The sequence below is a fragment of the Halapricum hydrolyticum genome, from assembly GCF_025517535.1.
Taxonomy (GTDB): Archaea; Halobacteriota; Halobacteria; order Halobacteriales; family Haloarculaceae; genus Halapricum; species Halapricum hydrolyticum.
The window spans coordinates 278482-302154 of the sequence record NZ_JAOPKC010000002.1; the positions used below are offsets into that span (position 1 = coordinate 278482).

Annotated in this window: 25 protein-coding genes, 1 tRNA gene and 1 pseudogene; 14 read left to right on the plus strand and 13 right to left on the minus strand. The window is 65.1% G+C overall.

The features are described 5' to 3' along the window. A complete protein-coding gene (locus OB916_RS04335; RefSeq protein WP_315908052.1) occupies positions 1-453 on the minus strand; it encodes a hypothetical protein in 453 nt (150 codons plus the stop codon). 122 nt (positions 454-575) lie between these two features. On the opposite strand from OB916_RS04335, the gene OB916_RS04340 reads away from it, so the two are divergent. Beyond that, positions 576-2498: an aldehyde ferredoxin oxidoreductase family protein gene (locus OB916_RS04340; RefSeq protein WP_315908053.1), complete on the plus strand. Its 1923-nt coding sequence runs from the start codon at positions 576-578 to the stop codon at positions 2496-2498. 36 nt (positions 2499-2534) lie between these two features. Here the strand turns inward: OB916_RS04340 and OB916_RS04345 are convergent, their stop codons facing one another. The 3 genes from OB916_RS04345 to OB916_RS04355 all read right to left on the minus strand — a co-directional run bounded on the left by OB916_RS04345 (position 2535) and on the right by OB916_RS04355 (position 3524). Further along, positions 2535-2792, minus strand: a complete 258-nt coding sequence (locus OB916_RS04345) for a hypothetical protein (RefSeq protein WP_315908054.1) — start codon at positions 2790-2792, stop codon at positions 2535-2537. A gap of 7 nt (positions 2793-2799) precedes the next feature. Further along, a complete protein-coding gene (locus tag OB916_RS04350; RefSeq protein WP_315908055.1) occupies positions 2800-3183 on the minus strand; it encodes a hypothetical protein in 384 nt (127 codons plus the stop codon). 65 nt (positions 3184-3248) lie between these two features. Further along, complete coding sequence (locus OB916_RS04355) at positions 3249-3524, minus strand: ubiquitin-like small modifier protein 1 (protein WP_315908056.1); 276 nt, start codon at positions 3522-3524, stop codon at positions 3249-3251. A 180-nt stretch (positions 3525-3704) separates the two neighbouring features. On the opposite strand from OB916_RS04355, the gene purL reads away from it, so the two are divergent. The 3 genes from purL (at position 3705) to OB916_RS04370 (ending at position 7530) form a co-directional block, all read left to right on the plus strand. Beyond that, positions 3705-5831, plus strand: a complete 2127-nt coding sequence (gene purL / locus OB916_RS04360; protein WP_315908057.1) for a phosphoribosylformylglycinamidine synthase subunit PurL — start codon at positions 3705-3707, stop codon at positions 5829-5831. A gap of 94 nt (positions 5832-5925) precedes the next feature. Beyond that, on the plus strand, positions 5926-6363 hold the full coding sequence (locus tag OB916_RS04365; RefSeq protein ID WP_315908058.1) for an SHOCT domain-containing protein: 438 nt from the start codon (positions 5926-5928) through the stop codon (positions 6361-6363). Positions 6364-6408: 45 nt separating this feature from the next. Next, a complete protein-coding gene (locus tag OB916_RS04370; RefSeq protein ID WP_315908059.1) occupies positions 6409-7530 on the plus strand; it encodes a pyridoxal phosphate-dependent aminotransferase in 1122 nt (373 codons plus the stop codon). A 144-nt stretch (positions 7531-7674) separates the two neighbouring features. Here OB916_RS04370 and OB916_RS04375 read toward each other — a convergent pair. Further along, positions 7675-7749 (minus strand) — tRNA-Glu (locus OB916_RS04375). A gap of 162 nt (positions 7750-7911) precedes the next feature. On the opposite strand from OB916_RS04375, the gene OB916_RS04380 reads away from it, so the two are divergent. Then, on the plus strand, positions 7912-8370 hold the full coding sequence (locus tag OB916_RS04380) for an NYN domain-containing protein (RefSeq protein ID WP_315908060.1): 459 nt from the start codon (positions 7912-7914) through the stop codon (positions 8368-8370). Positions 8371-8476: 106 nt separating this feature from the next. Continuing rightward, positions 8477-10000, plus strand: a complete 1524-nt coding sequence (locus OB916_RS04385) for an HVO_2922 family protein (RefSeq protein WP_315908061.1) — start codon at positions 8477-8479, stop codon at positions 9998-10000. A 170-nt stretch (positions 10001-10170) separates the two neighbouring features. On the opposite strand, the gene OB916_RS04390 is transcribed toward OB916_RS04385, so the two are convergent. Continuing rightward, positions 10171-10743 (minus strand): hypothetical protein, encoded by a 573-nt coding sequence (locus OB916_RS04390; RefSeq protein ID WP_315908062.1) that lies wholly within the window; start codon positions 10741-10743, stop codon positions 10171-10173. Between the two features lie 94 nt (positions 10744-10837). On the opposite strand from OB916_RS04390, the gene OB916_RS04395 reads away from it, so the two are divergent. The 3 genes from OB916_RS04395 to OB916_RS04405 all read left to right on the plus strand — a co-directional run bounded on the left by OB916_RS04395 (position 10838) and on the right by OB916_RS04405 (position 15794). Beyond that, positions 10838-12484, plus strand: coding sequence for a histidine kinase N-terminal 7TM domain-containing protein (locus OB916_RS04395; protein ID WP_315908063.1), 1647 nt, complete (start codon positions 10838-10840; stop codon positions 12482-12484). Between the two features lie 93 nt (positions 12485-12577). Continuing rightward, positions 12578-14785, plus strand: a complete 2208-nt coding sequence (gene mutL / locus OB916_RS04400; protein ID WP_315908064.1) for a DNA mismatch repair endonuclease MutL — start codon at positions 12578-12580, stop codon at positions 14783-14785. 58 nt (positions 14786-14843) lie between these two features. After that, a complete protein-coding gene (locus tag OB916_RS04405; protein WP_315908065.1) occupies positions 14844-15794 on the plus strand; it encodes a sugar kinase in 951 nt (316 codons plus the stop codon). A gap of 98 nt (positions 15795-15892) precedes the next feature. Here OB916_RS04405 and OB916_RS04410 read toward each other — a convergent pair whose 3' ends face one another. The 4 genes from OB916_RS04410 to OB916_RS04425 form a co-directional block, all read right to left on the minus strand. Beyond that, positions 15893-16276: a hypothetical protein gene (locus OB916_RS04410; protein ID WP_315908066.1), complete on the minus strand. Its 384-nt coding sequence runs from the start codon at positions 16274-16276 to the stop codon at positions 15893-15895. A gap of 47 nt (positions 16277-16323) precedes the next feature. Further along, the gene (locus tag OB916_RS04415; protein WP_315908067.1) at positions 16324-16545 is read right to left on the minus strand and encodes a glycine zipper 2TM domain-containing protein; all 222 of its coding nucleotides are present in this window, start codon (positions 16543-16545) and stop codon (positions 16324-16326) included. Positions 16546-16592: 47 nt separating this feature from the next. Further along, positions 16593-16886 (minus strand): stress response translation initiation inhibitor YciH, encoded by a 294-nt coding sequence (yciH, locus tag OB916_RS04420; RefSeq protein ID WP_315908068.1) that lies wholly within the window; start codon positions 16884-16886, stop codon positions 16593-16595. 112 nt (positions 16887-16998) lie between these two features. After that, the gene (locus OB916_RS04425) at positions 16999-17535 is read right to left on the minus strand and encodes an HTH domain-containing protein (RefSeq protein ID WP_315908069.1); all 537 of its coding nucleotides are present in this window, start codon (positions 17533-17535) and stop codon (positions 16999-17001) included. 509 nt (positions 17536-18044) lie between these two features. On the opposite strand from OB916_RS04425, the gene OB916_RS04430 reads away from it, so the two are divergent. Next, positions 18045-18548, plus strand: coding sequence for an amino acid-binding protein (locus OB916_RS04430; protein ID WP_315908070.1), 504 nt, complete (start codon positions 18045-18047; stop codon positions 18546-18548). Positions 18549-18566: 18 nt separating this feature from the next. On the opposite strand, the gene OB916_RS04435 is transcribed toward OB916_RS04430, so the two are convergent. Both OB916_RS04435 and OB916_RS04440 read right to left on the minus strand, forming a co-directional pair. Beyond that, positions 18567-19109 (minus strand): tRNA (cytidine(56)-2'-O)-methyltransferase, encoded by a 543-nt coding sequence (locus tag OB916_RS04435; RefSeq protein ID WP_315908071.1) that lies wholly within the window; start codon positions 19107-19109, stop codon positions 18567-18569. A gap of 59 nt (positions 19110-19168) precedes the next feature. Beyond that, positions 19169-19846: a DsbA family protein gene (locus OB916_RS04440; RefSeq protein WP_315908072.1), complete on the minus strand. Its 678-nt coding sequence runs from the start codon at positions 19844-19846 to the stop codon at positions 19169-19171. A gap of 133 nt (positions 19847-19979) precedes the next feature. Here OB916_RS04440 and OB916_RS04445 point away from each other — a divergent pair, with 133 nt between their 5' ends. From OB916_RS04445 to OB916_RS04460, 4 genes are all read left to right on the plus strand, one after another. Continuing rightward, positions 19980-20789 (plus strand): DUF2797 domain-containing protein, encoded by an 810-nt coding sequence (locus OB916_RS04445; RefSeq protein ID WP_390884023.1) that lies wholly within the window; start codon positions 19980-19982, stop codon positions 20787-20789. 91 nt (positions 20790-20880) lie between these two features. After that, positions 20881-21906, plus strand: coding sequence for a DUF7490 domain-containing protein (locus tag OB916_RS04450; RefSeq protein ID WP_315908073.1), 1026 nt, complete (start codon positions 20881-20883; stop codon positions 21904-21906). Then, positions 21899-22360 carry a hypothetical protein gene (locus OB916_RS04455; RefSeq protein ID WP_315908074.1) on the plus strand — a complete coding sequence of 154 codons (462 nt, stop codon included), beginning with the start codon at positions 21899-21901 and terminating at the stop codon, positions 22358-22360. Before OB916_RS04450 ends, OB916_RS04455 begins: the two co-directional genes overlap by 8 nt. A gap of 49 nt (positions 22361-22409) precedes the next feature. Next, complete coding sequence (locus OB916_RS04460; RefSeq protein ID WP_315908075.1) at positions 22410-22898, plus strand: hypothetical protein; 489 nt, start codon at positions 22410-22412, stop codon at positions 22896-22898. A gap of 62 nt (positions 22899-22960) precedes the next feature. On the opposite strand, the pseudogene OB916_RS04465 reads toward OB916_RS04460, so the two are convergent. Further along, a pseudogene (locus tag OB916_RS04465) lies at positions 22961-23545 on the minus strand (aminoglycoside N(3)-acetyltransferase); the annotation flags it as partial. Between the last annotated feature and the right edge of the window lie 128 nt (positions 23546-23673).

Consider the following 23673-nt stretch of genomic DNA (forward strand, 5'->3'; position numbering starts at 1 on the left):
TCAGTGACCCGCCTCGTAGTCGCGAGCCTCTTCGTCGGGCTGTAGTTCGATCGCCTCGATCGTCGAGAGGTTCCGGATCGTCCGCGAGGAGTCGATCTCGGGTGCCAGGAAGCGCGGCGTCTCCCGAAGGGCGTATGCGTCGCCGCCCTCGACGGTGAGTCTCTCGCAGACGAACCCGACGAACCCCTCGAGTCCGAACCAGGCGTCGACGCAGGCCCGATACCCATCGTCCGCGGTCATCAACAGGTGAGTGGTCTCTGGTGGGAATTCCGCAGCCTCAGCCACCGGCGCGATCGGGAACCCGCTCCAGCGCCCCTCGATCTTACGCCCGGAGTGGCAGTTGATCGTGAACTCCCGGGTCTGCCACTCGAAGCGATCACGCGCGTCTGGCGTGTCCGCGAGGATTACCTCGCTGTCTCCCTCGACCGTCACGATCGGCTCCTGTGAGGCCATCTCCCGGAGGTTGGCGGTCTGACCTCAAGAAAATACCGTCGCTGCAACGTAATCGTCGCCGATTACATCGACGGACGTAGAGCTAACTCGCTGGCAGCCCTATTTAATCATGAGGGATATACATGACGGAACTCGGCGGTTATCGCGATCGGGTCGCGCGCGTCGATCTGAGCGAGGGAGACGTACAGTACGAGGGCGTCGACGACGAGGACGCCAGGAAGTACATCGGGGGGCGCGGTCTCGGCGTCAAGTACGTCTTCGAGCAGGGGCCGGACGTCGACCCGCTCGGTCCGGAGAACCTGCTGGCGTTCATGAACGGCCCGTTGACCGGGACGCAGACGACGATGAGCGGCCGGATGGCCGTCGTCACCAAGTCGCCGCTGACGAACACGGTCACCGACTCCCACCACGGCGGCTGGTCGGCCGCACGGCTCAAGTGGGCCGGCTTCGACGGCCTGCTTTTCGAAGGGCAGGCCGACGAACCGGTTTACGCCTACGTCGAGGACGACGAGATCGAGTTGCGGGACGCCTCTCACCTCTGGGGGAAGACCGTCCACGAGGCCCGCGAGATCATCGAGGACGAACTCGACGGCGAGTACGGCAAGAACCTGAGCTTCATGGGGATCGGCCCCGGCGGCGAGAACGAGGTCCGGTTCGGCTGTATCATCAACGAGGACGACCGCGCGTCCGGTCGCGGCGGGACGGGCGCGGTCATGGGCTCGAAGAATCTCAAGGCCGTCGTCGTCAAGTCCGGCACCGACATGCCGAAACCGGCCGACAAGGAAACCTTCTCGGAGGGCCACAAGCGGGCGATGGAAGTCATCCGGGAGTCGGACGTGACTGCGCCTAACGAAGGCGGACTGTCGGTCTACGGGACGAACGTCCTGACGAACCTCACCGAGGAGATGGACGGGCTGCCGACCCGCAACGGTCGGTACACCTCGACGTCCGCGGAACGCGAGGACGACCCGAGCGAGCCGAACATCGACGCCGAGAACACCTCCGGGGAGTGGGTCCGGGAGAACATCCTTGTCGACGAGCCGACCTGTCACTCCTGCCCGGTCGCCTGCAAGAAGGAAGTCGAAGTCGAGGTCGAACTCGGCGGCGAGGAACACCAGCTCCGGATGGAATCGCTGGAGTACGAGCCGGCCTTCTCCTTCGGGTCGAACTCGATGAACGACGACGCCCGGGTCACGGCCGTCCTGATCGACCGCTGTAACAAGTACGGCATCGACGCCATCGAGTCGGGCAACATGCTCGCGATGGCCATGGAGATGACCGAAAAGGGTCAGGTCGAGGAGGGCATCGACTGGGGCGACCACGACGCCATGTACGAGATGCTGCGCAAGATCGCCGAGCGCGAGGGCGAGCTCGCGGACGCGCTGGCAAAAGGCGCGGCCGGCGCGGCCGAACGGTTCGACGCCGAGGACTCCCGGCTGGACGTGAAAAACCAGACCATCCCCGCCTACGACCCGCGTTCGATGAAGGGTATGGCCATCGGCTACGCCACCTCCAACCGCGGTGCCTGTCATCTCCGGGGGTACACCCCGGCTGCGGAGATCCTGGGCATCCCCGAGGCCGTCGACCCGGCCGATCCGGAAGGCAAGGGCGAACTGCAGGTGACGTTCCAGGACCTGCACGCCATCTCCGATTCGTTCGACATCTGCAAGTTCAACGCCTTCGCGGAGGGCATCGAGGAGTACGTACTGCAGTACAACGGCATGACTGGCCGTGACGTGAGCGAGGAGGATCTCATCGAGGCCGGCAAGCGCATCTACACGCTGGAACGGTACTACAACAACCTGGTCGGCTTCGACGGCGACGACGACTCGCTGCCGGACCGGTTCGTCGAGGGCAGCGAAGACGCCATTCCCGGCATGGGAGCCGCGGAGGGCCAGCTCGCGGAACTCGATCAGCTCAAAGAGGAGTACTACGAGGCACGCCAGTGGGTCGACGGTGTCGTTCCCGACGAGCGCCTCGACGAGCTCGACATCGCGATCGGTCCCGGAACCGGCGTCTCCGCCGGCGCGTCGGCTGACGACTGATCGTAGCTCCAGGACGTCTGCAGTCCTTCGTCCGTCTCACCCGCCGGCCCGCATCGCCTTCTGCGCGAACGACTCGACGAGCGGCGGGACGGCTTCTTCGTCCCCTTCGACGACGACAGTTACCTCTGTGAGTTCGATCGACGGGCCGATCTCGACGGTCTCAGTCGAGAGCGTCGCCGTCCAGTCCGGCCCCTCGACGGTCGTCTCGTCGATGATCTCGTCACCGAGTTCCGAGAGATAATGGCGTGCTAACCGGGCGGATATGCCGCGAAAGGACCGTTCGATTCGTTCCATTCCGTATTCACTCGCCGAACCGGATCCCGTCTTCGACGATCCTCGCGTTGCGCTCCCGGCTCATGTGCTCGGCGAGGTCGTCGTGGTCGTACAGTTGGGCGATGAGGTCCGCATAGAGGTTGCGCCACGCGATCGCGTAGATGGGCGACTGGCCCCACGCGCGCAGTTCGACGACGTGCTCGTCGTAGCGTTCGTGGCGGTCTTCGAGGACTTCGACGGCGTCCGCGACCGCCCCGGCGGCGTCGCGGTCAGACTCCGCCGTCTCGATGGCTTCGTTGATGCGCTCTTGCCAGGACGCGACGACGCGTTGCATGTCCGGTCCGGCGTCGATACCCTCCTCCGGCAGGGCGTCGAGAATCGGCTGCGGGACGCCGAGTGAAACAGTGTCCATAACCGACGTACAGACGGCTAATTCAAATAGCTTCGCCAGCCGTTCGAGCCGACGTAACTCTCTGACTACCCACCAGCGACCGGCGGAAACAGACTGAGCGTCTCGCCACCCGACAGCTCCGTGTCGAGTCCGTCGATGTGGGCCACGTCTCTCCCGTTTCGCATGACAGTGATGTACTCCCGGAGCGACCCGTCCTCGCCGTGGAGTTCGAGCCCGGGATACTCGGCGGTGAGCGCTTCGAGCACGTCGCCAACGGTCGAGACGTCGTCGTACTCCCTGACGATCGTCTTCTGACCCACCACTTCGCGGAAACTGGCGAAAAACCGCAACGTGAGTTCCATATTCGGATCGACGACTTCGAACGCCATAAATACGTCCCGGAGCCGCACGTCGAGTGTCCGAAGCCGCCTCAGAGATGTCGACCGAGAGCAGACGTGGGGGCGCCGACCGGCAGATCGGCTCGGTTCGAGAGCTTCACGGGATAGAAAGCGCTTTTGGTCGGCCCGCGCGAGGGTCCGGTAATGAGTCTCAGCGACCCGGATCGCGAACTCGTGACCGACCATCTCGGTCGCGAGCCCACCCAGGCGGAGCAAGCCCTCTTCGAGAACCTCTGGAGCGAGCACTGCGCGTATCGCTCTTCGCGCCCGCTGTTGGGCGCGTTCGAGACCGACGGCGAGAACGTTATCGTCCCGCCCGGCGACGACGCTGGCGTGGTCGCGATCCCGTCCGAGGACGGCGAAGACACCTACATCGCCATGGGGATCGAGAGTCACAACCACCCCAGCTACGTCGATCCCTTCGACGGCGCGGCCACGGGCGTCGGCGGGATCGTCCGCGACATCCTCTCGATGGGTGCGTACCCGATCGCGCTGACCGACAGCCTCTATTTCGGTGACTTCGAGAGGGAGTACCCCCGCTATCTCTTCGAGGGGGTCGTCGAGGGGATCTCGCATTACGGCAACAGCATCGGCGTCCCCACGGTCGCCGGCAGCGTCGCCTTCCACGACGGCTACGAGGGTAACCCCCTGGTGAACGTCGCCTGCGTGGGGCTGACCGACTCCGACCGACTCGTCACCGCAGAGGCACAGGAGCCCGGCAACAAGCTCGTCCTCGTGGGCCGAGAAACCGGCCGTGACGGCATGGGTGGCGCTTCCTTCGCGAGCGAAGACCTCGCCGAGGACGCCGAGACCGAGGACCGCCCCGCGGTCCAGGTCGGCGATCCCTACAGCGAGAAGCTCCTGATCGAGTGCAACGAGCAACTGATTGACGAGGACCTGATCGAATCGGCCCGCGACCTCGGCGCGGCCGGACTGGGCGGGGCGTCCTCGGAACTGGTCGCGAAAGGCGGGCTCGGAGCCGCGATCGAACTCGAACGGGTCCATCAGCGCGAACCCGGGATGAACGGCACCGAGATCCTGCTGTCGGAGTCTCAGGAGCGGATGGTCTACGAAGTCAGGCCCGACGACGTCGACCGCGTCAGCGAGATCGCCGAGCGCTACGACCTGCAAGCCTCTCTCATCGGCGAGACGACAGAGGACGGGATCTACCACTGCACCTTCGAGGGCGAGACGGTCGTCGAGGCCGACGCGGAATTCCTCGGCGAGGGTGCACCGATGAACGACCTCGATCACGTCGAGCCGGCCCAGCCCGAGCGTGACCTGCCCGAACTCGATCTCGAAACGGCTTTCGAGACTGTCGTCGGGTCACCAAACACCGCGAGCAAACGCTGGGTCTACCGCCAGTACGACCACGAAGTGCAGGTCCGGACGGCCACGCCGCCGGGCGACGACGCGGCCGTTCTATCTATCCGGAAAGCAGAACAGGGACTGGCGATCTCGGCCGGTGCGGACCCCAACTGGACGGCCGCGGCACCCTACGAGGGCGCTCGTGCGGTCGGACTGGAGAACGCGACCAACATCGCCGCGAAGGGTGCGACCCCACTGGCCGCAGTTGACTGTCTCAACGGCGGCAACCCCGAGAAGTCAGACGTCTACGGCGGGTTCAAGGCGATCGTCGACGGGCTGGCCGACATCTGTTCGACGCTCGAGACACCGGTCGTCGGCGGTAACGTCTCGCTGTACAACGACTCCGTCGAGGGACCGATCCCGCCGACGCCGACGCTGACGATGGTCGGCACGAAAGATGGCTACGACGCCCCACCGATGGCACTATCCGGCGACGGGACGCTGCTTCTGGTCGGCGGGACCGACGACGAGCCCGCCCTCGGTGGTTCCGAGCTACTCGCCCAACTTGGCGGGAGCGATCGCTTCCCCGAACTCCCGGCGGATCCCGCCGAGTTGATCGAGACGATCGCCAAGGTCGCGGACTTCGAGAGCACGCTGGCGACCCACGACGTCAGCCACGGTGGCCTGGCGGTCACGCTCGCGGAGATGGTCTCCGACGACGCCGGGGTGGACGTGACCGTCGAGAGTCCGATCGCCCTGTTCGACGAACAGCCCGGCCGGGTCGTCGTCGAAACGACCGACCCCGAGGCCGTACGCGAGGCGTTCGACGGCGTCGCCCCCGTCCAGGAGCTGGGAGAGGCGACGTCCGACGGCACGCTCTCGATCGCGGCCGGCGAAGCGTCGCTGGCCGCCGACGCGGCCGACGTGGCCGAGTTGCGTGGCGTCATCGAAGAGGAGCTGTAGGTTTCTGCTGGAGGCGTCGAGAGTCGTCCTGGTGCCGTCGACAGGATCGAAGACGAACTGTGGGTTTTTGTCGATAGTGGTCGAATCGCTGCCCATGAATGAGAGATCCCCGCTGGAACGGGCTCGTGAGAACCTCACCGGGATCGTCTCCGTACTCGTCACCGGGATCTGGCTCGCCGCGATGTTCACTGGACAGGGGTGGTGGCTCCCGTTCATGTTGTTCGGGTACATCGTGATCGTCCCGCTGACGGCGCTCCTGTTCGGCGACGAGGACGACGTCGCCGAGTGGTGGGACGATGAGGACAGTGTCGAGAGCACGAAAGCGAAAGAGCACACCGACGACCAGCTCGACGCCCTGGAGACGCTGCGCGAACGATACGCCCGCGGTGAACTCACCGACGAGCAGTTCGAACGCAAGGTCGAGCGGCTGCTCGAAACGGAGACGCTCGAAGACATCGAGGACCGATCCCGCGCCGCGTCAAGCCGCGAAGACCCGGCGGGCGATCGGGAACCGGAACGGGAGTTCTCGTAGTCGCGATCATCAACAGTTATCGCCCTCCCGCCCTCGAAGGCAGGTATGACCGACTTCTCACGGCGAGTCGAACAGGTGTCGATCTCGGGGATCCGCGAGGTGTTCGAGGCCGCGGGCGAGGACGCGATCAACCTCGGACTCGGACAGCCGGACTTTCCGACGCCCGAGCACGCCCGCCAGGCCGCCATCGAAGCGATCCGGGCCGGCGACGCCGACGGCTACACCTCGAACAAGGGGACCCGCGAACTCCGGGAGGCGATCAGCGCGAAACACGCCCGGGACAACGACCTCGACGTCGATCCCGAGGACGTCATCGCGACAGCGGGCGGCAGCGAGGCGCTGCACCTCGCCCTGGAGGCACACGTCGACGCGGGCGAGGAAGTGATCTTCCCGGACCCGGGCTTCGTCTCCTACGACGCGCTGACCCGCCTCGCCGACGGCACCCCCAGGCCCGTCCCGCTACGGGAGGATCTGACGCTCGATCCCGAAACGGTCGAGGAGGCGATCACCGACGACACCGCCGCGTTCGTGGTCAACAGCCCCGCCAATCCGACGGGTGCAGCCCAGTCGCCCGCGGACATGCGGGAGTTCGCCCGGATCGCCGACGAACACGACGTGCTCTGTATCACCGACGAGGTGTACGAACACATCGTCTTCGAGGGCGAGCACCGCTCGCCGCTGGAGTTCTCAGAGGAGGGCAACGTCGTCCTGATCAACGCCTGCTCGAAGACCTACTCGATGACCGGGTGGCGGCTCGGCTGGGTCACCGGTCCGACCGACCGGATCGAGCGGATGTTGCGCGTCCACCAGTACATCCAGGCCTGTGCCAGCGCACCCGCCCAGTACGCCGCCGAGGCCGCACTGTCGGGTCCACAGGACGCCGTCGGGGAGATGGTCACCGCCTTCCAGCGGCGGCGAGACGTCCTGCTCGACGGCTTCGACGACATGGGACTGACGTATCCGACCCCGAAGGGCGCGTTCTACGCGATGCCGAAGGTACCCGACGGCTGGGTCGAGGAAGTGCTCGACCGCGGTGTCGTGGTCGTGCCCGGCGACGCCTTCGGCCAGCACGGCGAGGGGTACGCCCGGATCTCGTACGCGACCGGGATCGAAGAGCTGAAAGACGCGATCGAGATCATGGACGACGCGACGCGGGCGATCCGGTAGCTCGTCGTTTCCGGTTTTCTTCGCAGCAATGCACACGGTCGTAGATTTGGACCCGATGCCAGACGTGCTCACGGTGTTGCGCGCGTCTGCCGTGGTTCACATCCTGGCTCGCAGCAGTCGCTCGCGAGTTTGCGAGCGACAGAATGCTCGGTCAGGGATTTGAACCCTGGTCCTCGGCTCGAAAGGCCAAGATGATTGGCCGGACTACACCAACCGAGCGTTCGACATCGGGAACGATGGCTTGCGGGTTTATAAATTACACCAATCGGAGCGAGCACGGGTCGTGCTACACTATCTCGCAGACGGGAGCAGGACCGCGACGACGAGCGGAGCGTCGATCGCTGTCGCAACATCCATACCCACTGGGAGATACCGACGCGTATGGGACTGTTCGATCGGCTGTTCGGCTCGTCCGCGGGCACGTCGCGGGTCGCACTGCTCGTCGACGGGCCGAACGTTCTCCGCGAGGAGTTCGACGTCGACCTGGACGACCTCCGGGACGTCGCGAGCGCACGTGGCCGACTCGTGAGGACGCGACTATATCTCGACGAACACGCGACCCCCGGACTGATCCAGGCGGCCGAGGCCCGCGGGTTCGAGGTCGTCACGACCAGCGGCGACGTCGACGTCAAACTTGCCGTCGACGCGGCAGCCATCGCCGCCCGCGGTGACGCCGACGTGCTGGCGATCGCCTCCCGCGACACCGACTTCAAACCGGTGCTGGAACTCGCCGCACGCGAGGGGCTCCGGACGGTCGCGATCGCACCCGGCACGTACGGCCGCTCCGACGCGCTTCGGAACGCCGCTCACGAGGCAGTCACGCTTGACGGCGAAAGCTGACATCTATCTCTACAGACCGGCAAAAAGAGGAGCTCAGCGACGGACTCCGATCGATTCACGACCTGTGGAATCTTTTATTAGGTTAGCCTGAGATATCTTCAGTAGTATGGGAACGAATACCTCTCAAGGTCCGTTGTACAGCTTCTATCGAAATCGGGTCGGCGAGCCGGACACCGACGACGAGGTTCGCGGCTACTGGGTGTTCCTGATCGGCTTGCTCCTCGGGGTCGCCGGGCTCGTCCTGTTTTTCCTCAGCGAGTCTGCGGTCGGAGCCGACGGGTTCACGCTCCGTGAGGGAAGTATCATGCTACTGGCGGTCGGGCTGTCGATGCTCGTCGCCGGACCAGTGATTCGGCTCCCACTGCAGTCGTGGGCGACCTACGCGGCGTATCTCGGCCAGGCGGTCTGTTTCGCTGCCGTCGCCTGGTTCACCGTCGTCTTCCCGACCGACTGGCCGACGCTCACCGGCAACCAGCCAGTGATCTTTCTGTATGCCGCCGGGCTGGCGATCATCACGCTGGCCGGCGTCGCCGGTTCGGTCATCGGCGGGGCGACTCGCGAAGCGCTCGAAACCAGCGAACAACGCACCTCGGAACTTGAAGCCGAGTTGGAGGCGACACGACAGGAGCGCGAAACCATCCAGTCGGAGCTGACCTCCGACCTCGAAGAACTCGAAGGACTCGTCGATTCGCTACACACCAGTCAGGCACAGTTCGAGCTATACGAGGACCGGGCAGCGCAGTGGCGCTGGCGGCTGCGCCACCGCAACGGGAACGTCATCGCCGACAGCGGCGAGAGTTACACCCGCAAGCACAACGCGAAAAAGGGGATGGCGAGCGTTAGACGTAACGCCCTCGGCGCGACGCTGCTGGAGATCGTCCCCGAACCACAGGAAGAGCCCGAGGATGCGCTCGAAGCGGCCCCGCTCATTCCAGACATGAACGACGAGAGCCGGGCGACGTTCGAGTTGTACGAGGACAGCGCCGGACAGTGGCGCTGGCGGCTGGTCCACGACAACGGCAACGTCATCGCCGACAGCGGTGAAGGCTACTCCAGCAAACAGAAAGCGCGACAGGGGATCGACAGCGTCAAAGGGAACGCTGGCCCGGCCAGTTACCTGCAGTTCGATCCGGCGTCGTTCGAGATCTACCGCGACAGTGCTGGCGAGTGGCGGTTCCGCCTGCTCCATCGCAACGGGAACATCCTCGCGGCGGCTAGCGAAGGGTACACCCGCCGGCGAGACGCCAAACGGGCTGTCGACTCGTTGCGAGAGGACGTCTCGGACGACCGGTTCGAGACCTACGAGGACAACCGCGGCGAAACCCGCTGGCGCTGGCGGGCCGCAAACGGTGAGATCGTCGCCACGAGCGGCGAGGGATACAGCTCCAGATCGGACGCCGAAGAGGCAGTCGAGCGCGTCCAGCGTCTCGCGCCCGAGGCAGACGCGCTCGATGTCGGGCTCGCGGCGTTCGAGGTCTTCGAGGATGAGGGAGAGGAATGGCGCTGGCGGCTGCGCCACCGCAACGGGAACGTCATCGCCGACAGCGGCGAGGGCTACGCGGAGCGCAACAAGGTCCACGACGCCATCGAGAGCGTCAAGAAGAACGCTCCCGGGGCCGACATCGAATAGGGGTCCAGCCGAGCACTCCCGTCGCGTAGCTACTTTCTCGAATATTAAGACTGTCAGCGTTCGCGACTACGGCTTTGCTGGCGTTCGCGACACTGCCGTCGCTCACCGTCTACGACGTCCCGGTGAAGGCTCACTATCAGCCATTGCGACGAGAAGCACTTAAACGATCGTCACTCTGACTCGAACAGGTCCGGGTTTTCGAGAGCGAACTCGATACCTTCACGGAAACCGGCCCGGAACCACGCGCGGCGCTTCGCGTCGACGTCGCCCCCACTCGCTGCCGAGAGATCGCTCGCGTCGATATCTGCAAGGTCGCCCGCGTCCGCCTTCCCGCCAGTGGATTCGGGCGATGCATCGACGCTCGACTCCGGCCCGGCGTCGTCCGACTCCGTGGTCGCGTCCGCCGGCGTCGAGCCGTCGCCTCCGACCCCCGGGTCGATGTCGTCGACGTCCGGGACGTCCACGTCTTCTGCTTCGGGCTCGGGATCGCCGTTCTCGGCCCACTGTTCGAGACTGCCGTACTCGTCTTTGATCTCCGCGAAGGTCGCGTCCGCGTCTGCCGGACCGAGGAACTGTTCGAGGACCTGCTTGTAGAACATCTTGACGTGCTGTCCCTCTTCGGCGAGGCGGTCGAGGTCGACCGGCCACTCCTCGGCGATCTTCTCGGCTGCGTCCGACTGCTGGTCGGTCTTGAAGTTCGTCTCGACGATCTCGACTTCGTCGGGATACTGCTCGGAGCTCATCGTCCCCGCTATCGCTCCCGATCACTATCAAATGCGGGGGATGTCGCCCCCGTCCAGGGAATTATATTTATCCAGGCCGCCACACTGTACGCCCGTGACTGCGTTGTCGAATCTCGTCTACATCGTCGCGTTTGCATTCACGTCGCTGACCTGTTTTGCCAGCCTCGCCCGTGCCAAACGAATCGAGGATCGCGATACACGGATCGGACTGATTGGGCTGCTCACAGGGAGCGGCGCGTGGGCCGGCGCACACACCGCAGTGCTCCTGCTCCCCGGCTTTCAACTGAAGAACGCAGCCTACCTGGTCGGGCTCGTCTTCGGCTTCTCGACGGTCTGGGCGTGGCTGTACTTCACGTCGGCATACACCGGGCGAACCTATCACCGGGAGTCGACGTTCCGGCGTGCCGGCATCGCGACGTACCTGCTCGTCGTCGCCGTCAAGCTCACGAACCCGCTGCACTCCCAGTACTACGAGGCTACGCTCGTCGAGGACGGGTTCACGCACCTAGTGATCCAGCAGGGGGTCGTCCACTGGACGGTGACGGGGCTGTCCTACGCGCTGGCCTCGATCGGGCTGTTCATGCTCTTCGAGCAGTTCGCCGAGTCCGATCACGGCACCCGGATCGTCGCCGCACTCGCGTCGCTGACGGCAGTGCCGGTCGTCCTCGACATCGCGGCGTACTCGATCCCGCAACTCGTCAACATCATCCACGCGCCTTTCGGCGTCGCCGCGTTTGCGCTCGGCGCGCTCTTTCTCTACCAGGAGCGGTTCCTGGCCGTCCACTTCTCGGCCGACGTCGACGACGCGGTCGTCTTTCTCGACGACAACGATCGGATTCGGGACTACAACGATGCCGCCACACGGATCGTCCCCGGGCTAGACGGAATGCGGGGTGAATCAGTCGAACATGTGGAACCGCTTGCGGACGCACTCGGCGCGGGGCGGACTGTTCTCGATATTCGGATCGATGCCGAAACGCGTCATTTCCTGGTGACTGAAAGCGACTTCTCGCTCGGCCAGACCGGGTACGGACGGATGATCGTGTTGACCGACGTCACCCGGATCGAGCGCCAGCGCCGTGAGCTGAAACGCCACAACGATCAACTGGAGGATCTATCCGTCGGTATCCGCCACGAGTTGCGCAACACACTCCAGATCGTCGCCGGGAATATCGAGGCCGCCGAACAGTACGTCGAACGCGACCCGGAGACGGCAGCCCGCGCGCTCTCGACAGCGTCTGCGACGACCAAGCGGATGCGCGAGATTGTCGACGATCTGTCGATGCTGGCCGAGTACAGCCAGACAGTCGAAGGGACCCAGCGAGTGCCGTTTCGCGAGACCGCCGAGGCAGCCTGGCGACGAGCCGATCCTGACGGACTCGAACTACAGCTAGAGGGGGACGGCGCCCTCGAGGCCGACGAGAGTCGGTTCGAGGAGTTGCTCTACCGCGCGTTCCTCTTCGCCGACGCCGTCGAGGGATCGTCGGTCACGCTCGCGCTCGATGGTAACGGGCTGGTGTTCGAGACTGACGGTGACCGTCCAGTGGGGACCAGCGCGGAGACGTTCTTCGAGTTCGAGGAGTCGGTCCCGACTGCCGAGGCCGGGATGGCGTTGCCGAGCCTCCGGGCGCTCGCCCGCGCTCACGGCTGGGAACCCGTCTTCGATTCCGGCTACGACGAAGGCGTCCGGATCGTGGTCGAAGGCGTCGTGACGTCTCCGGGCGCGGTCGCTGCGGAGTGACCGAGACGGTCACGGCGGACAACTTGCCGGTCTCGGCACCCCCGAACGCACAGCCGGCAGTATCAAGAGCGTCGCTTCCCAACGAGTCCACGAATGCCCCAGGAGATCCGGGAATTGGATCCGACCACCGTCGAACGGATCGCCGCCGGCGAGGTCGTCGAGCGACCCGCCTCGGTCGTCAAGGAGCTGGTCGAGAACAGTCTCGACGCCGACGCCTCGCGGATCCGCGTCGCCGTCGCGAGCGGCGGCACCGAGTCGATCCGCGTCAGTGACGACGGCGTCGGCATGGACGAAGACGCGCTCCGGCAGGCGGTCAGACAGCACACGACTTCGAAGATCCGCGACATCGACGACCTGGAGGGGGGTCTCGCGACGCTCGGCTTCCGCGGCGAGGCCCTGCACGCGATCGGTGCAGTCTCTCGCACGACGATCACCTCCCGGCCGCGAGACGAACGCGCTGACCGTGGCGCGGAGATAACCGTCGAAGGTGGCGACGCTGGAACCGTCCAGCCGGCCGGGTGTCCGGTCGGGACGACCGTCGAAGTCGAGGACCTGTTCTACAACGTGCCCGCCCGCCGGAAGTACCTCGCACAGGACGCTACGGAGTTCGCCCACGTCAACAGCGTCGTCACCGCGTACGCGCTGGCCAATCCCGACGTCGCCGTGACGTTGGAACACGACGGTCGAGAGGTCTTCTCGACGACCGGACGGGGGAACCTCACGGAGACGGTCCTCGATGTCTACGGACGCGAGGTCGCGCAGGCGATGATCGAGATCGACGACGGGAAACTCCCCGAGGGGCCCCTGGAAGGTGTCTCGGGGCTGGTCAGCCATCCCGAGACCAACCGCGCAAGCCGGGAGTACCTCTCGACGTACGTCAACGGACGGTTCGTCACCGCCGACGCCGTCCGCGAGGCCGTGCTGGAGGCCTACGAGGGGCAACTCGCGAGCGACCGGTATCCCTTCGCCGTCCTGTTCGTCGAGGTCGACCCCGCACTGGTCGACGTCAACGTCCACCCCCGGAAGATGGACGTCAGGTTCGCGAACAGCGAGGGCGTTCGCGAGCAGATCACCGCCGCCGTCGAGGACGCGCTCCGGCGTGAAGGTGCCCTCCGATCGCGGGCGCCACGCGGCCAATCGGCCCCCGAGCAGACGGAAATCTCCCCTGGGGAGGGGTCGAACGAAGCGGGCGACGTCGTCGAGGGCGACTCGACCGTGGCCAGCACCGACGCGTCGGCTGGGAGTCGTCCCGAAAACGGCCCGGCCGGAGCGCCAGAGACGCCCGGAACGCCGGCATCAGACGGATCGGCGTCACCTGCAGCAGACGACAGTGATCGACCCGACACGGACCGGGAGTCGAGCGCGTCGGGATCGGACAGTCGGACCGGCGAAGCCGCATCGAGTGGCAAGCCGGGCGTCACCGAGAGCGATCGATCGAAGTCCCCTGGCGACAGTCGCCCGGGAACTCCCGAGGAGCGGCGTGCGGGCGCCTCCGAAGGCAGCTACTCGGACGCTTTCGAGGGTAACTACTCGGGCACCGCTGAGGACAGCTATCCGGAGACGACGGACGCGGCGCCCGGAGGTACAGAGACGACGAACGCGACGTCCGGGCAAGCAGAAACGACGGATTCGACACCGTCGGTGACGGCGACGGAACAACAGCGGTTCGGCGACGACGATCCCGCGGTACAGTCGTTCGACTCGCTGCCGTCGATGCGCGTGCTCGGACAGATCCAGGACAGCTACGTAGTCGCCGAGACCGGCGACGGACTGGTGCTGGTCGACCAGCACGCGGCGGACGAACGGATCAACTACGAGCGACTTCGCGAACAGTTCCTCGGGGAGACGACGACACAGGTGCTTGCAGACGCCGTCGAGATCGAGCTGACCGCCCGGGAGTCGGCGCTGTTCGAGCAGTTCACCGAGGCGCTGTCACGCCTGGGATTTCAGGCCGAGCGGATCGACGGCCGGACCATCGAGGTGCGGACGGTCCCGTCGCTGATCGCCGAGGCCGGCGGCCCCGAACTCGTCCGTGACGTCCTCTCGTCGTTCGTCGAGCGCGACAGCGACGCCGCCGGGACGGTCGAGGCAGTCGCCGACGAACTGCTGGCCGATCTGGCCTGCTATCCATCAGTGACGGCCAACACCTCGATGACAGACGGCTCGATCGTCTCACTGCTGGAGGCGCTCGCCGACTGCGAGAACCCGTATGCCTGTCCGCACGGCCGCCCGGTGTTGATCGAAATCGACGCCGAAGAGATCGAAACCCGTTTCGAACGGGATTATCCCGGACACGCCTAGGTCACCTTCCAGTCGGGTGCGACACTAGACCTAAGCCCTTCCATTGTGATACCTCGGTATGGTCGAACTGGTGACTGTTGGGGACACGTCTCTTCGGCTGTCGCCGAGGGACAACGAGCGACTCGAGACGGCGACCGACGTTCGAATGTACGCGACCGGCACCGAGAGTAACGTCGCAGTCGCGGCCAGTCGGTTCGGAACCGACGCGGTCTGGCTCTCGAAACTGCCCGAGACGCCGCTCGGTCGTCGTGTCGTCTCTGAACTCCACGAACACGGGATCGAGACGCAGGTCGACTGGAGCGACGACGGCCGGCAGGGGTTGACGTTCTACGAACCGCCGTGCGAGCCACGCGAGCGCGTCCGGATCGACGACCGCGGGTCGGCGGCGGCCGCGACAATGACACCCGGCGACCTCGATATGAATCTCGTCCAGTCGGCCTCGAGTGTCTTTGTCGCCGGCAGCACCCTCGCGCTCTCGGAGACGGCGGCCGAAACGGGGGCGGCGGTGCTTCGGGCCGGCAGCAGCGGAGAAGGCGTATCCGCGCTGGAGCTGGACTATCGGCCGGAGCTGTGGTCGCCGGACGCGGCTCGCGAAACGCTGACCGGCGTCTTCGACTCGGTCGACGTGCTGTTCGCGTCCGAGGACGACGTGCGAGACGTACTCGACCAGAGCGGACAGGCCAGAGAGATCGCCCCGACAGTGGCCGCGGAATGGGGCTTCCAGATGGTCGTGCTCACCCGCAGCGAATACGGTGCGCTGGTCTATCACGACGGCGTCATTCACGACCGCGACGCGATCGAGACCGAGGCAGTCGACGAGACCGGACAGCACGACGCGTTCATCGGTGCCTTCCTCGCGACGCTACTCGATGGCGACGGGCCGGACGTGGCGCTGTCGAACGCCGTCGCGACGGCTGCCCTCGCCCGGACGATTCCCGGCCCGCTGGCGACGGTCGACGACGACGAAGTCGAGCGGCTCGTCGACTCGATCGACCAGAGCGGCTTCTGATACTGCCGGCTGTAACTTTTCGAAATGATTCGGCACGCCGGCGTACCGAATATCTTTAGAACTTACAGCCGGCAGTATGAGCGACCCTGGGCGCGTCATCAGGCCCGTTCGACGGTCAACTCGACCGTCCACCGGTCGTCGCTGTGGGCGTCCAGCGTCTCGTAGAACTGGCGCAACCCTGCGGACTCCGTCGCCGGCAGGACGTATAACTCGACGGTCCCTCCGCGGACCGCGACCCGAAAGACGTCCCCCGTCTGTTCGTCGTGTACGAGATACAGCGGCATCGGGAGGTCCAGCCAGTCGCCGTAGGTGTAGGCTCCGCCCCCGAGTATCTCCTCGACGAGCGCCTGCAATCCCGATTCGGACCAGTCGGTCGTCGGCCGGAGGCGAAATACCGTCTCGCCCTCGTACTCGACCCCGCCACTGTACGGATAGCGGCGCTGTGGTCGGGCCGGGATCTCGAACGACGGATCCGTGGTCACACCGGTCGCTACGGCGTGATAGAATATAAAAACGCGCCCACGATCGACTACTCTTCGGCGGCTTTCTCGCCGGTTCGGTCCTTGACTTGACCGACGAATTCATCGACCGAGACACGCTTTTCACCGACGGTCGCGCCGACGAGCGCGCCGAGGCCGGCCCCGGTACTGGCCGCGTTGCGACTGATGAGACCGCCGACGAACGCCCCGACCGAGGCGCCTATTGCTGCGTACTTTGCACGACTGATCGTCTGTTTGATTCGCTTGCCCATACTTCTACTACGTGTCGGAGCGTAAAAAGATATGTGTACTCTCGGCCCTACTCGACGGGATAGCCTTCGTCTTCCAGGTAGTCCTCGACGCGGTCGACGTGATCGCCCTGGAGTTCGATCCGGCCGTCGTCGACGGTCCCGCCACAGGCGAGTTTGGATTTGAGATCCGACGCCAGTTCCCCGACGTCGACGTCGTCGGGATCGAGTCCGTCGACGATCGTCATCTGCTTGCCGTACCGCCGCTCGTCTGTTTCGACCGAGACCTCCTGGGACTGCTTTGCGACGTCCTCACAGACGCAGAGTTCTTCCGGGAGTCCACACGTCGGGCAGACCTCTGCCATTACCTGGTATACGACCGGCGGAGTGAAAAGCCCTGCCCCCGCGTTCGAGAAACGACTGTCGACGCGTTGTCCGTGTTCCGCTCGCGGAACCACTGGATGTCGGCCTGCGACGCTATTCGAGTTCGTCTTCCTCGACCGGCGCGCGCATGTCGTCGATGACCAGCACGAGAACGTTGTTCGTCTCGTCTTTGCCGTCGATCGTGCCGATAATCTGCAGGCCAGCAGACGGCGTCGGGCCGGCGGTGATCGTATCGCCCGGCTCGAAGTCGGACATCGACCCCTGGAGGTAGATCTCGGCGCGGCACTTCTCGGGATGGTGGACGCTCGTCAGGTTGATCTCGGTGACGTTTGCCTCCTCGACGTACTCACCGTTGTGATAGAGCGAGACGTCAGCCGAGCGGTCCATCTGCTGGATCTGCAGCGCGTCGTAGGCCTTTGCTGTCGGTTTGTACCCGCCTTTCGGACCCGGAACGCCTTCGACCAGCTGCAGGGCCTTGAGGCTCTGCATCTGGTTTCGGATCGTCCCGGCGCTGCGGTCGATCTCCTCGGCGATCCGCTCGCCTTTGACCGCGCTGTCGCTCTCGCGGTAGCTGTTTACCAGTTCCTGCAGGATCGTCTGTTGACTCGCTGTGAGCTCGATGCCTGACATAGTCGGTGTTCGTAACTCCGTACCGACGGCTAAAACTGTTTTTGTATAGGTCGATCGTTCACGATGTGAAAACCCGCCAGCTAGTATACGCTGATCCCGTGCGACTCCCGTGCGTGTTCGAGGAGTTCCTCCGTGCTCTCGAACTCGGCGCCACAGGTACACGTGTGATACCCCGTCTGGGATTGCTGGCGTGTCGCCATACACGTCACTGTTCGTGCCCGAGTATAATAATTGTTTGTGGATGTTTGGTACCGCGACACACACATCAGGGGAGGGAAAACTACACATCTGACGGCTCAATAGGTGGAAATTCGGGTATTTTCGAAAGAACGTTCACACAGTTTCCGCACGGAATGTGGGAAGGATCGTCTCTGGCCGGGGCGCGCACCGCTCGTTCAACCGGGGGCATATCGTTCGTTCAGCCGGAGCGCGCACCATTGGATGTCCAGCGATCGGGCCCGTTCGGTCCGATAATCACGCTGAAGACCCTGGGGTGTCCTGTATCGGGTATGTTCGACGAGATCATGAAGAAATTCGAGGACAGCCCGAGTCAGCAGCGGGTGATCCGCCTCTTGCTCGAACGGGGGTTTTCAGTCAATGACGAGGGGCGGGTCGTCTCCGGGGGAATCGAGATCCCGAACACGGGGATCGCCCGCGAGATCGATGTCGACCGGCGAGTCGTCGACGCCACGACCGACGCGATCCTGGCGGACCCGGAGTTGCGTCGCATCTTCCAGAACATCTCCGCGATCCCGAGTCTGATGGATCTCGCGCCGGTGCTGGATCTGACTGTCTTGACGGTGACTGTCGGTGACGCCGAGGAGACGGGGATCGTCGCCACAGTCACGAGTGCGATCGCCGAGCAGGACATCGCGATCCGGCAGGTCATCAGCGACGACCCGGAGTTCTCCGACGAGCCGAAGCTGTACGTCATCACCGGCCAGCAACTCCCCGGCGAACTGATCAACGAGATCCGCAACATGCCGTTCGTCCGGAAGATCGAATTGCAGTGAGGGCAGAGCGCCCCGTGTTCACTCCTCGTCGGCGTCGATCACGCGCTTGCCGGCCGCCTGCGGAACGACGCGCTTCTCGGCGTCGCGCCACTCGCGTTCGAGCTCCCGGCCCTCGAACAATCGGTCGAGAAACACGGCCAGTGCGGCGATCTCCGAGTGTGGCTGGTTCGTCACGCCGACGTTGAAATCGGCGCGTTCGTAGACCTCGAAAGGGACTTTCTCCGCGCCGACGACGACGAGCAACGGTTCCTCTCGATGGACAGAACGGATCTCGTCTTCGACGTCCTGGACCGGCTGGCCGTACATCGTCAGGTGTGCGATCGCCCCGTCCCACGATCGGACCCGACCCAGCGGCTGGTCGGTCACTTCGACCTCGAAGGGGCCGCCGAAGCGATCGGTGATGTCGGTGACGGTCTCCTTGCGTCCCGAGGCCGCCGCTTCGAGAACGAGCCGATCGGCTCCGAGCGCGCGCGCAGTAAGCCCGACGTGGGTGGTCATCCGTTCGTCGCGGCCCGGGCGATGACCGAGTCTGAGGACGACGACCGGCGGTTCGTCTTGCATACCTACCCCGTCTCTCGGCACAGGTTAGCCGCTTTCGGATCGATCAGCGGTTCGGAGGATTACAGTGCGTCGTCGATGGCCTGCGAGATCGTCTCGAAGTCGTAACTATCGAGGGCGGTGTCGTTCACGAACACCGTCGGCGTGGCCTCGACGCCGAGGCTGTCGCCGAACTGTTTGTCGGCCTGGATCGTCTCGCTGTACTGCTCGTCGACAGCAGCGCTTCGAACGAGACCGGGATCGGCACCCACGTCTTCGGCCAGTGATTCGTAGAGGTCGGGACCCAGATCTGACTGGTTGCGGTACAGTCGCTGTGAATATTCCCAGTAGGCCGCGCTTCCGGCGGTGTCCTGGACGGCGCGGGCCGCGTTCGGAGCGCGCCAGGACTCCTCGCTCAGCGGAAGCGGGAACTCGTGGTGCTCGTACCGGATCGTCCCCGGCTGGATGTACTCTTCACCCAGGTCCGGGAAGTGCTCGACCACGTAGCTGGCGCAGTGACCGCAGACGTAGTCCTCGAAGACCATGACCGTCACGTCGGCGTCGGGATCGCCGAGTACGGGCGTCGGAAGGAGTCCGTCCTCGTCTGGTGTGACCGTCGATTCGGACGCGTCCGGCTGATAGAGTTTCCCCTCCGGGTCCCCCCCTTCGCTCAGGGCGCCACAGCCTGCCAGTCCAGCCGCTCCTGTGACGGCCGCACCTGCGAGAAATCTCCGGCGTGTCGTCGACGTTCGTTCTGTCATGGGTGTGGATCCGCGTTTGCCCCTGATAATGTTGATCATCCTGGCTTGTGTTGCCCGTTCCATCGTCGTCGCTACGCGGTCGTCGCGACACGATCGACGTCCTCCACGCACAGCCGGCAGAATCGGCGTGCCGATGGCAAGGGCCAAAACCCTCCGGCCGCTACGGCAGGGCGTGCAGATCGTCGGCTACGAGACGGGTGCGCCGGACGGCGAGCCTGCATTGATCCTCGCCGCAGACGGTGACCTCGAGCGAGAGCCACTCCGGTCGGGCGAGCGACTCGCGCTGACGCTGGAAGAGCGCCACTGTGCCGGGACGATCGACGGCTCCGGCGACACGGCGCGCCATCTCGCCTGTGACGCGCCAGAAGCCCCCTACTGTCCCCAGCACACCGATCGCTGGCCGTGTGCACGCTGTACAGGTGACTGTAACCTGCCCCTGGAGACCTGCCGCGAGGAGCACGCGGTCTACCTGGCGGCGTTCGCACCGGCGACGTTCAAGGTGGGCGTCACCCGCTCGTGGCGACTCGAAACCCGGCTTCGCGAGCAAGGGGCCGACCGGGCAGCCCACGTCCGGACGGTCGAAAACGGTCGCATCGCCAGACAGATCGAGGCGGACATCGCCGCTGACGTCGGCGATCGGGTCCGGGTCCCAACGAAGATCGAGGGGCTTCACCGCGCCGTCGACTCGGACGCCTGGGCGGATCTGCTGGACGCGTACGATCCCATTGCGACCTATACCTTCGAGTACGGGCTCGACCTCGCTGACCGACCAGTCGTCGAAACGATGGCGACCGGAACGGTTCGGGGCTCGAAAGGGCGCGTGCTCGTCCTCGAACGGGGCGGGAGCACGTACGCCGTAGACATGCGCGAACTGGTCGGGTACGACGTCAGCCGTCAGGCCGCATCGCGGCAGTTGCAATCCAGTTTGAGTGCCTTCGAGTGACTCGTTCCACTCCGTGCTTTCGACGGGTTTATATTTTCAGATCCATCTTGGCGGCACAAAACACTTATAGCGGCGTTAAGCAGTCAGATGTGTGCAACGCGAATACGCACTCGTGGGGGCGGCGGCGGTGGTACTTGCCGTCTCCATTCTGCTCGCCCTGGTCGCACCGGGCGCCCTGGCGGACATCGAAGACGACTCGGAGCCGACCCCCGACGGGGAGTTGCGTCTCTCGGAGATCCGTCTCACGCCACTCGACGTCTCCGGGGACTCGGCGACGCTGACGGTGACGAACTGGATCTCACACGAGGGCGGGACGTCCGAGAACGTCTCGCTGCTCGTCCGCGTGATCGATACCGACACGGGTCTCGTCGAGACGCGGGCACGCCGATCGATCGGCGTGCTCGAAGGCGATAGCGACGACCCCGTCGGCCTGAACGTGACGGTCGAGCGATCCGGCGGCTATCGCTTCGAGACGCTGGTGTTCGTCGATAGCGAGCGTCGAGCGACTCGGTCGGCGGGAATCGACGGAATCGAGGCACTCCAGCCGACCACCGCGAACACGGGGCTGCAGTTTCACGAGTTCGGTCCGCTGTTCCCGACGATAACCTACGACGTCGTCGCCTCGGATGACGGTGACGTGACGCTCAACACGACGGCGTTTCTGACGAACCGCGGCGATCAGCCGGCCGATGACCTGCAGTTGCTCGTGCGCGCCCGCCAGTCCGACTCGAACATTGTCGCCGACCGGGCCACCGTCGAGGTCGAGGACGTTCGTCCCGGCCGGACGAGTACGCCGACCGCCCGCCTGTCCGTCCCCGACAACTACTCCTACCAGCTCGACGCGATCCTCACTCGCGACGACGTGATCGTCGACACCGCGGCCGCCGCGGCGAACCTCGATCCCACGGAGACGGTCGACGTGAACCGGACGACCCGGTCGGTCGACCTGAGCGTCGACGACTTCGTCGCAGATGAGCCCGATGACGGGCGGGAGCGTGAACCGCGAACCACGATGACCAAGACCGGCGGCGGTGACGGCCCCGGATTCGGCGTCGCCGTCGCACTCGTCGCCGTCCTCGCAAGTACCCTCCTGCTCAGGCGGATACACCATGACTGACACGGACCACCCCACTGACGATCCGGACGAACAGGCAGCACAAGCACGTTCGGAGGGGCCTGACGACCCCACGGACGCGCAATCCGATGGCGTGGCCGAGACGCCGTCCGACGAAACGGACACGAGCGACACCATCTCTGTCGGCGCGGAAAGCCGTGACGAACAGCAGACAGCGTCTCGGAGCGACTCCGGGGAGCAGGGTCGGAGACGTTCCGCTGGCAGGGACGAGCGGTCACTGCGAGAACGGCTCGAACTGCTCGCGCTGATCGGGCTGGCACTGTTCGCTGCCATCACCGCGTACGGCTTCTACACGAACGCCAGCCAGGCGATCTCGGAGTTCGTCTCCGCGTCGTACGTGTCGCTGTTCCAGGCGGCGTTCAACCTCGCGCTGCTGTTGCTGGCGCTGGCGGGCCTCTCGCTGCTGGCGCGCCGACAGTTCGATTTCGCCGGCTAGACCCATCCACAAGACAACGCTTTTCCGAACCCCACGCAAAGACCTGGGCATGACAGACGACGAGGAACCAGACCAGTCCGACGCCGAGGAACAGGAAGACATCCCCTCCCCCCGGAACACGCCCCGGGCGTCCGATCCCGACGAGGCAAGCGAGCGTAGCGAAGAGGGAGACGACAGCGAGGGCGGCGAGGACGGGAAATCCTTCCGCGAGCGGGTCGAGGAGATCCGCCAGCAGCGAGCCGAGGAGCGAGAAGAGGGCGAAGGCAGCGAGATGAGTCGCGAAGAGCGCATGGAAGAGATGATGGGCGGTGGCGGCCCCGGCGGGATGGGTGGCGGCAACCCCTTCGCACAGATGATGGGTGGCATGATGGGCGGCGGTCCCGGCGGTCCCGGCGGCATGGGCGGCGGCCCCGGCGGCCGCGGCCGCGAGGAAGAAGGCGACAACGAAGAGATGGTTCGCGAACTGCGCAAACTCCGGGACGAGGTCCACGACCTCCGGCGGTCGGTCGACCGGATCGCCGACGCGCTCGAAGACTAACCCCGGTTTTCCGCCACCATTCCACTCGGATAGCTCTCGGTGGCTCGGGGAGCGCTCGAAGGCTAACCCCGGTTTTCCGCCAACCATTCGGTTGCAAAATCGATCAGCGCCGACTGTTCCAGCAGCGTTGCCTCCGCTTCGCCGACGGCCCCACGCTCGACGCCGATTTCCCGTTCGAACGCCGCTCCGAGCGCTTCGAAGTCGTCAGTACTTGTCTCGATGTCGTCAAGGGTGACGACCACGCGTTCGCCGTCCCTGCGGATCGGCACCCGGTACTCGGTCCGCTCGGTCGGAACGTCAGCGCGATACTCCGCGAGATGGACCGACGTGTTCGTCCCGTAGTCGGTCCCAAGCATCAGGATTCGCCCGTCGCGGTCGTAGACGCGAGCCAGCGGCGAGCCCTCGCCGAGCCCGAAATCGAGCCGGTGATCGCCAACTATCGCCTCGGCGTCGGCACCGAGTGCCGCAAACGAAAAGACAGGGTGACGGCTCCGGACGGCCTCCGGGTATGTCCGGAGACACTCGGGAATGTCACCGACGCCGTAGCTCGGCGTGACGGCGGGCCAGTACGGCGGCATCGAGGCGCGGATCGGCTCGACCCAGTCTTCGGGAACCGGCGGGTTCGACCACTCTTCGGGATCGGTGTACAGGCGGTACAAGGCGACTGCCCCGGGGCTTGACCCCGGGGTTGAAGCCGACAGCATTAATGCACAAAATACGCTCCAAAACACTTTTTGAGTTTCAGAACGTATCAAAACGTGTGTCAAAACGATAT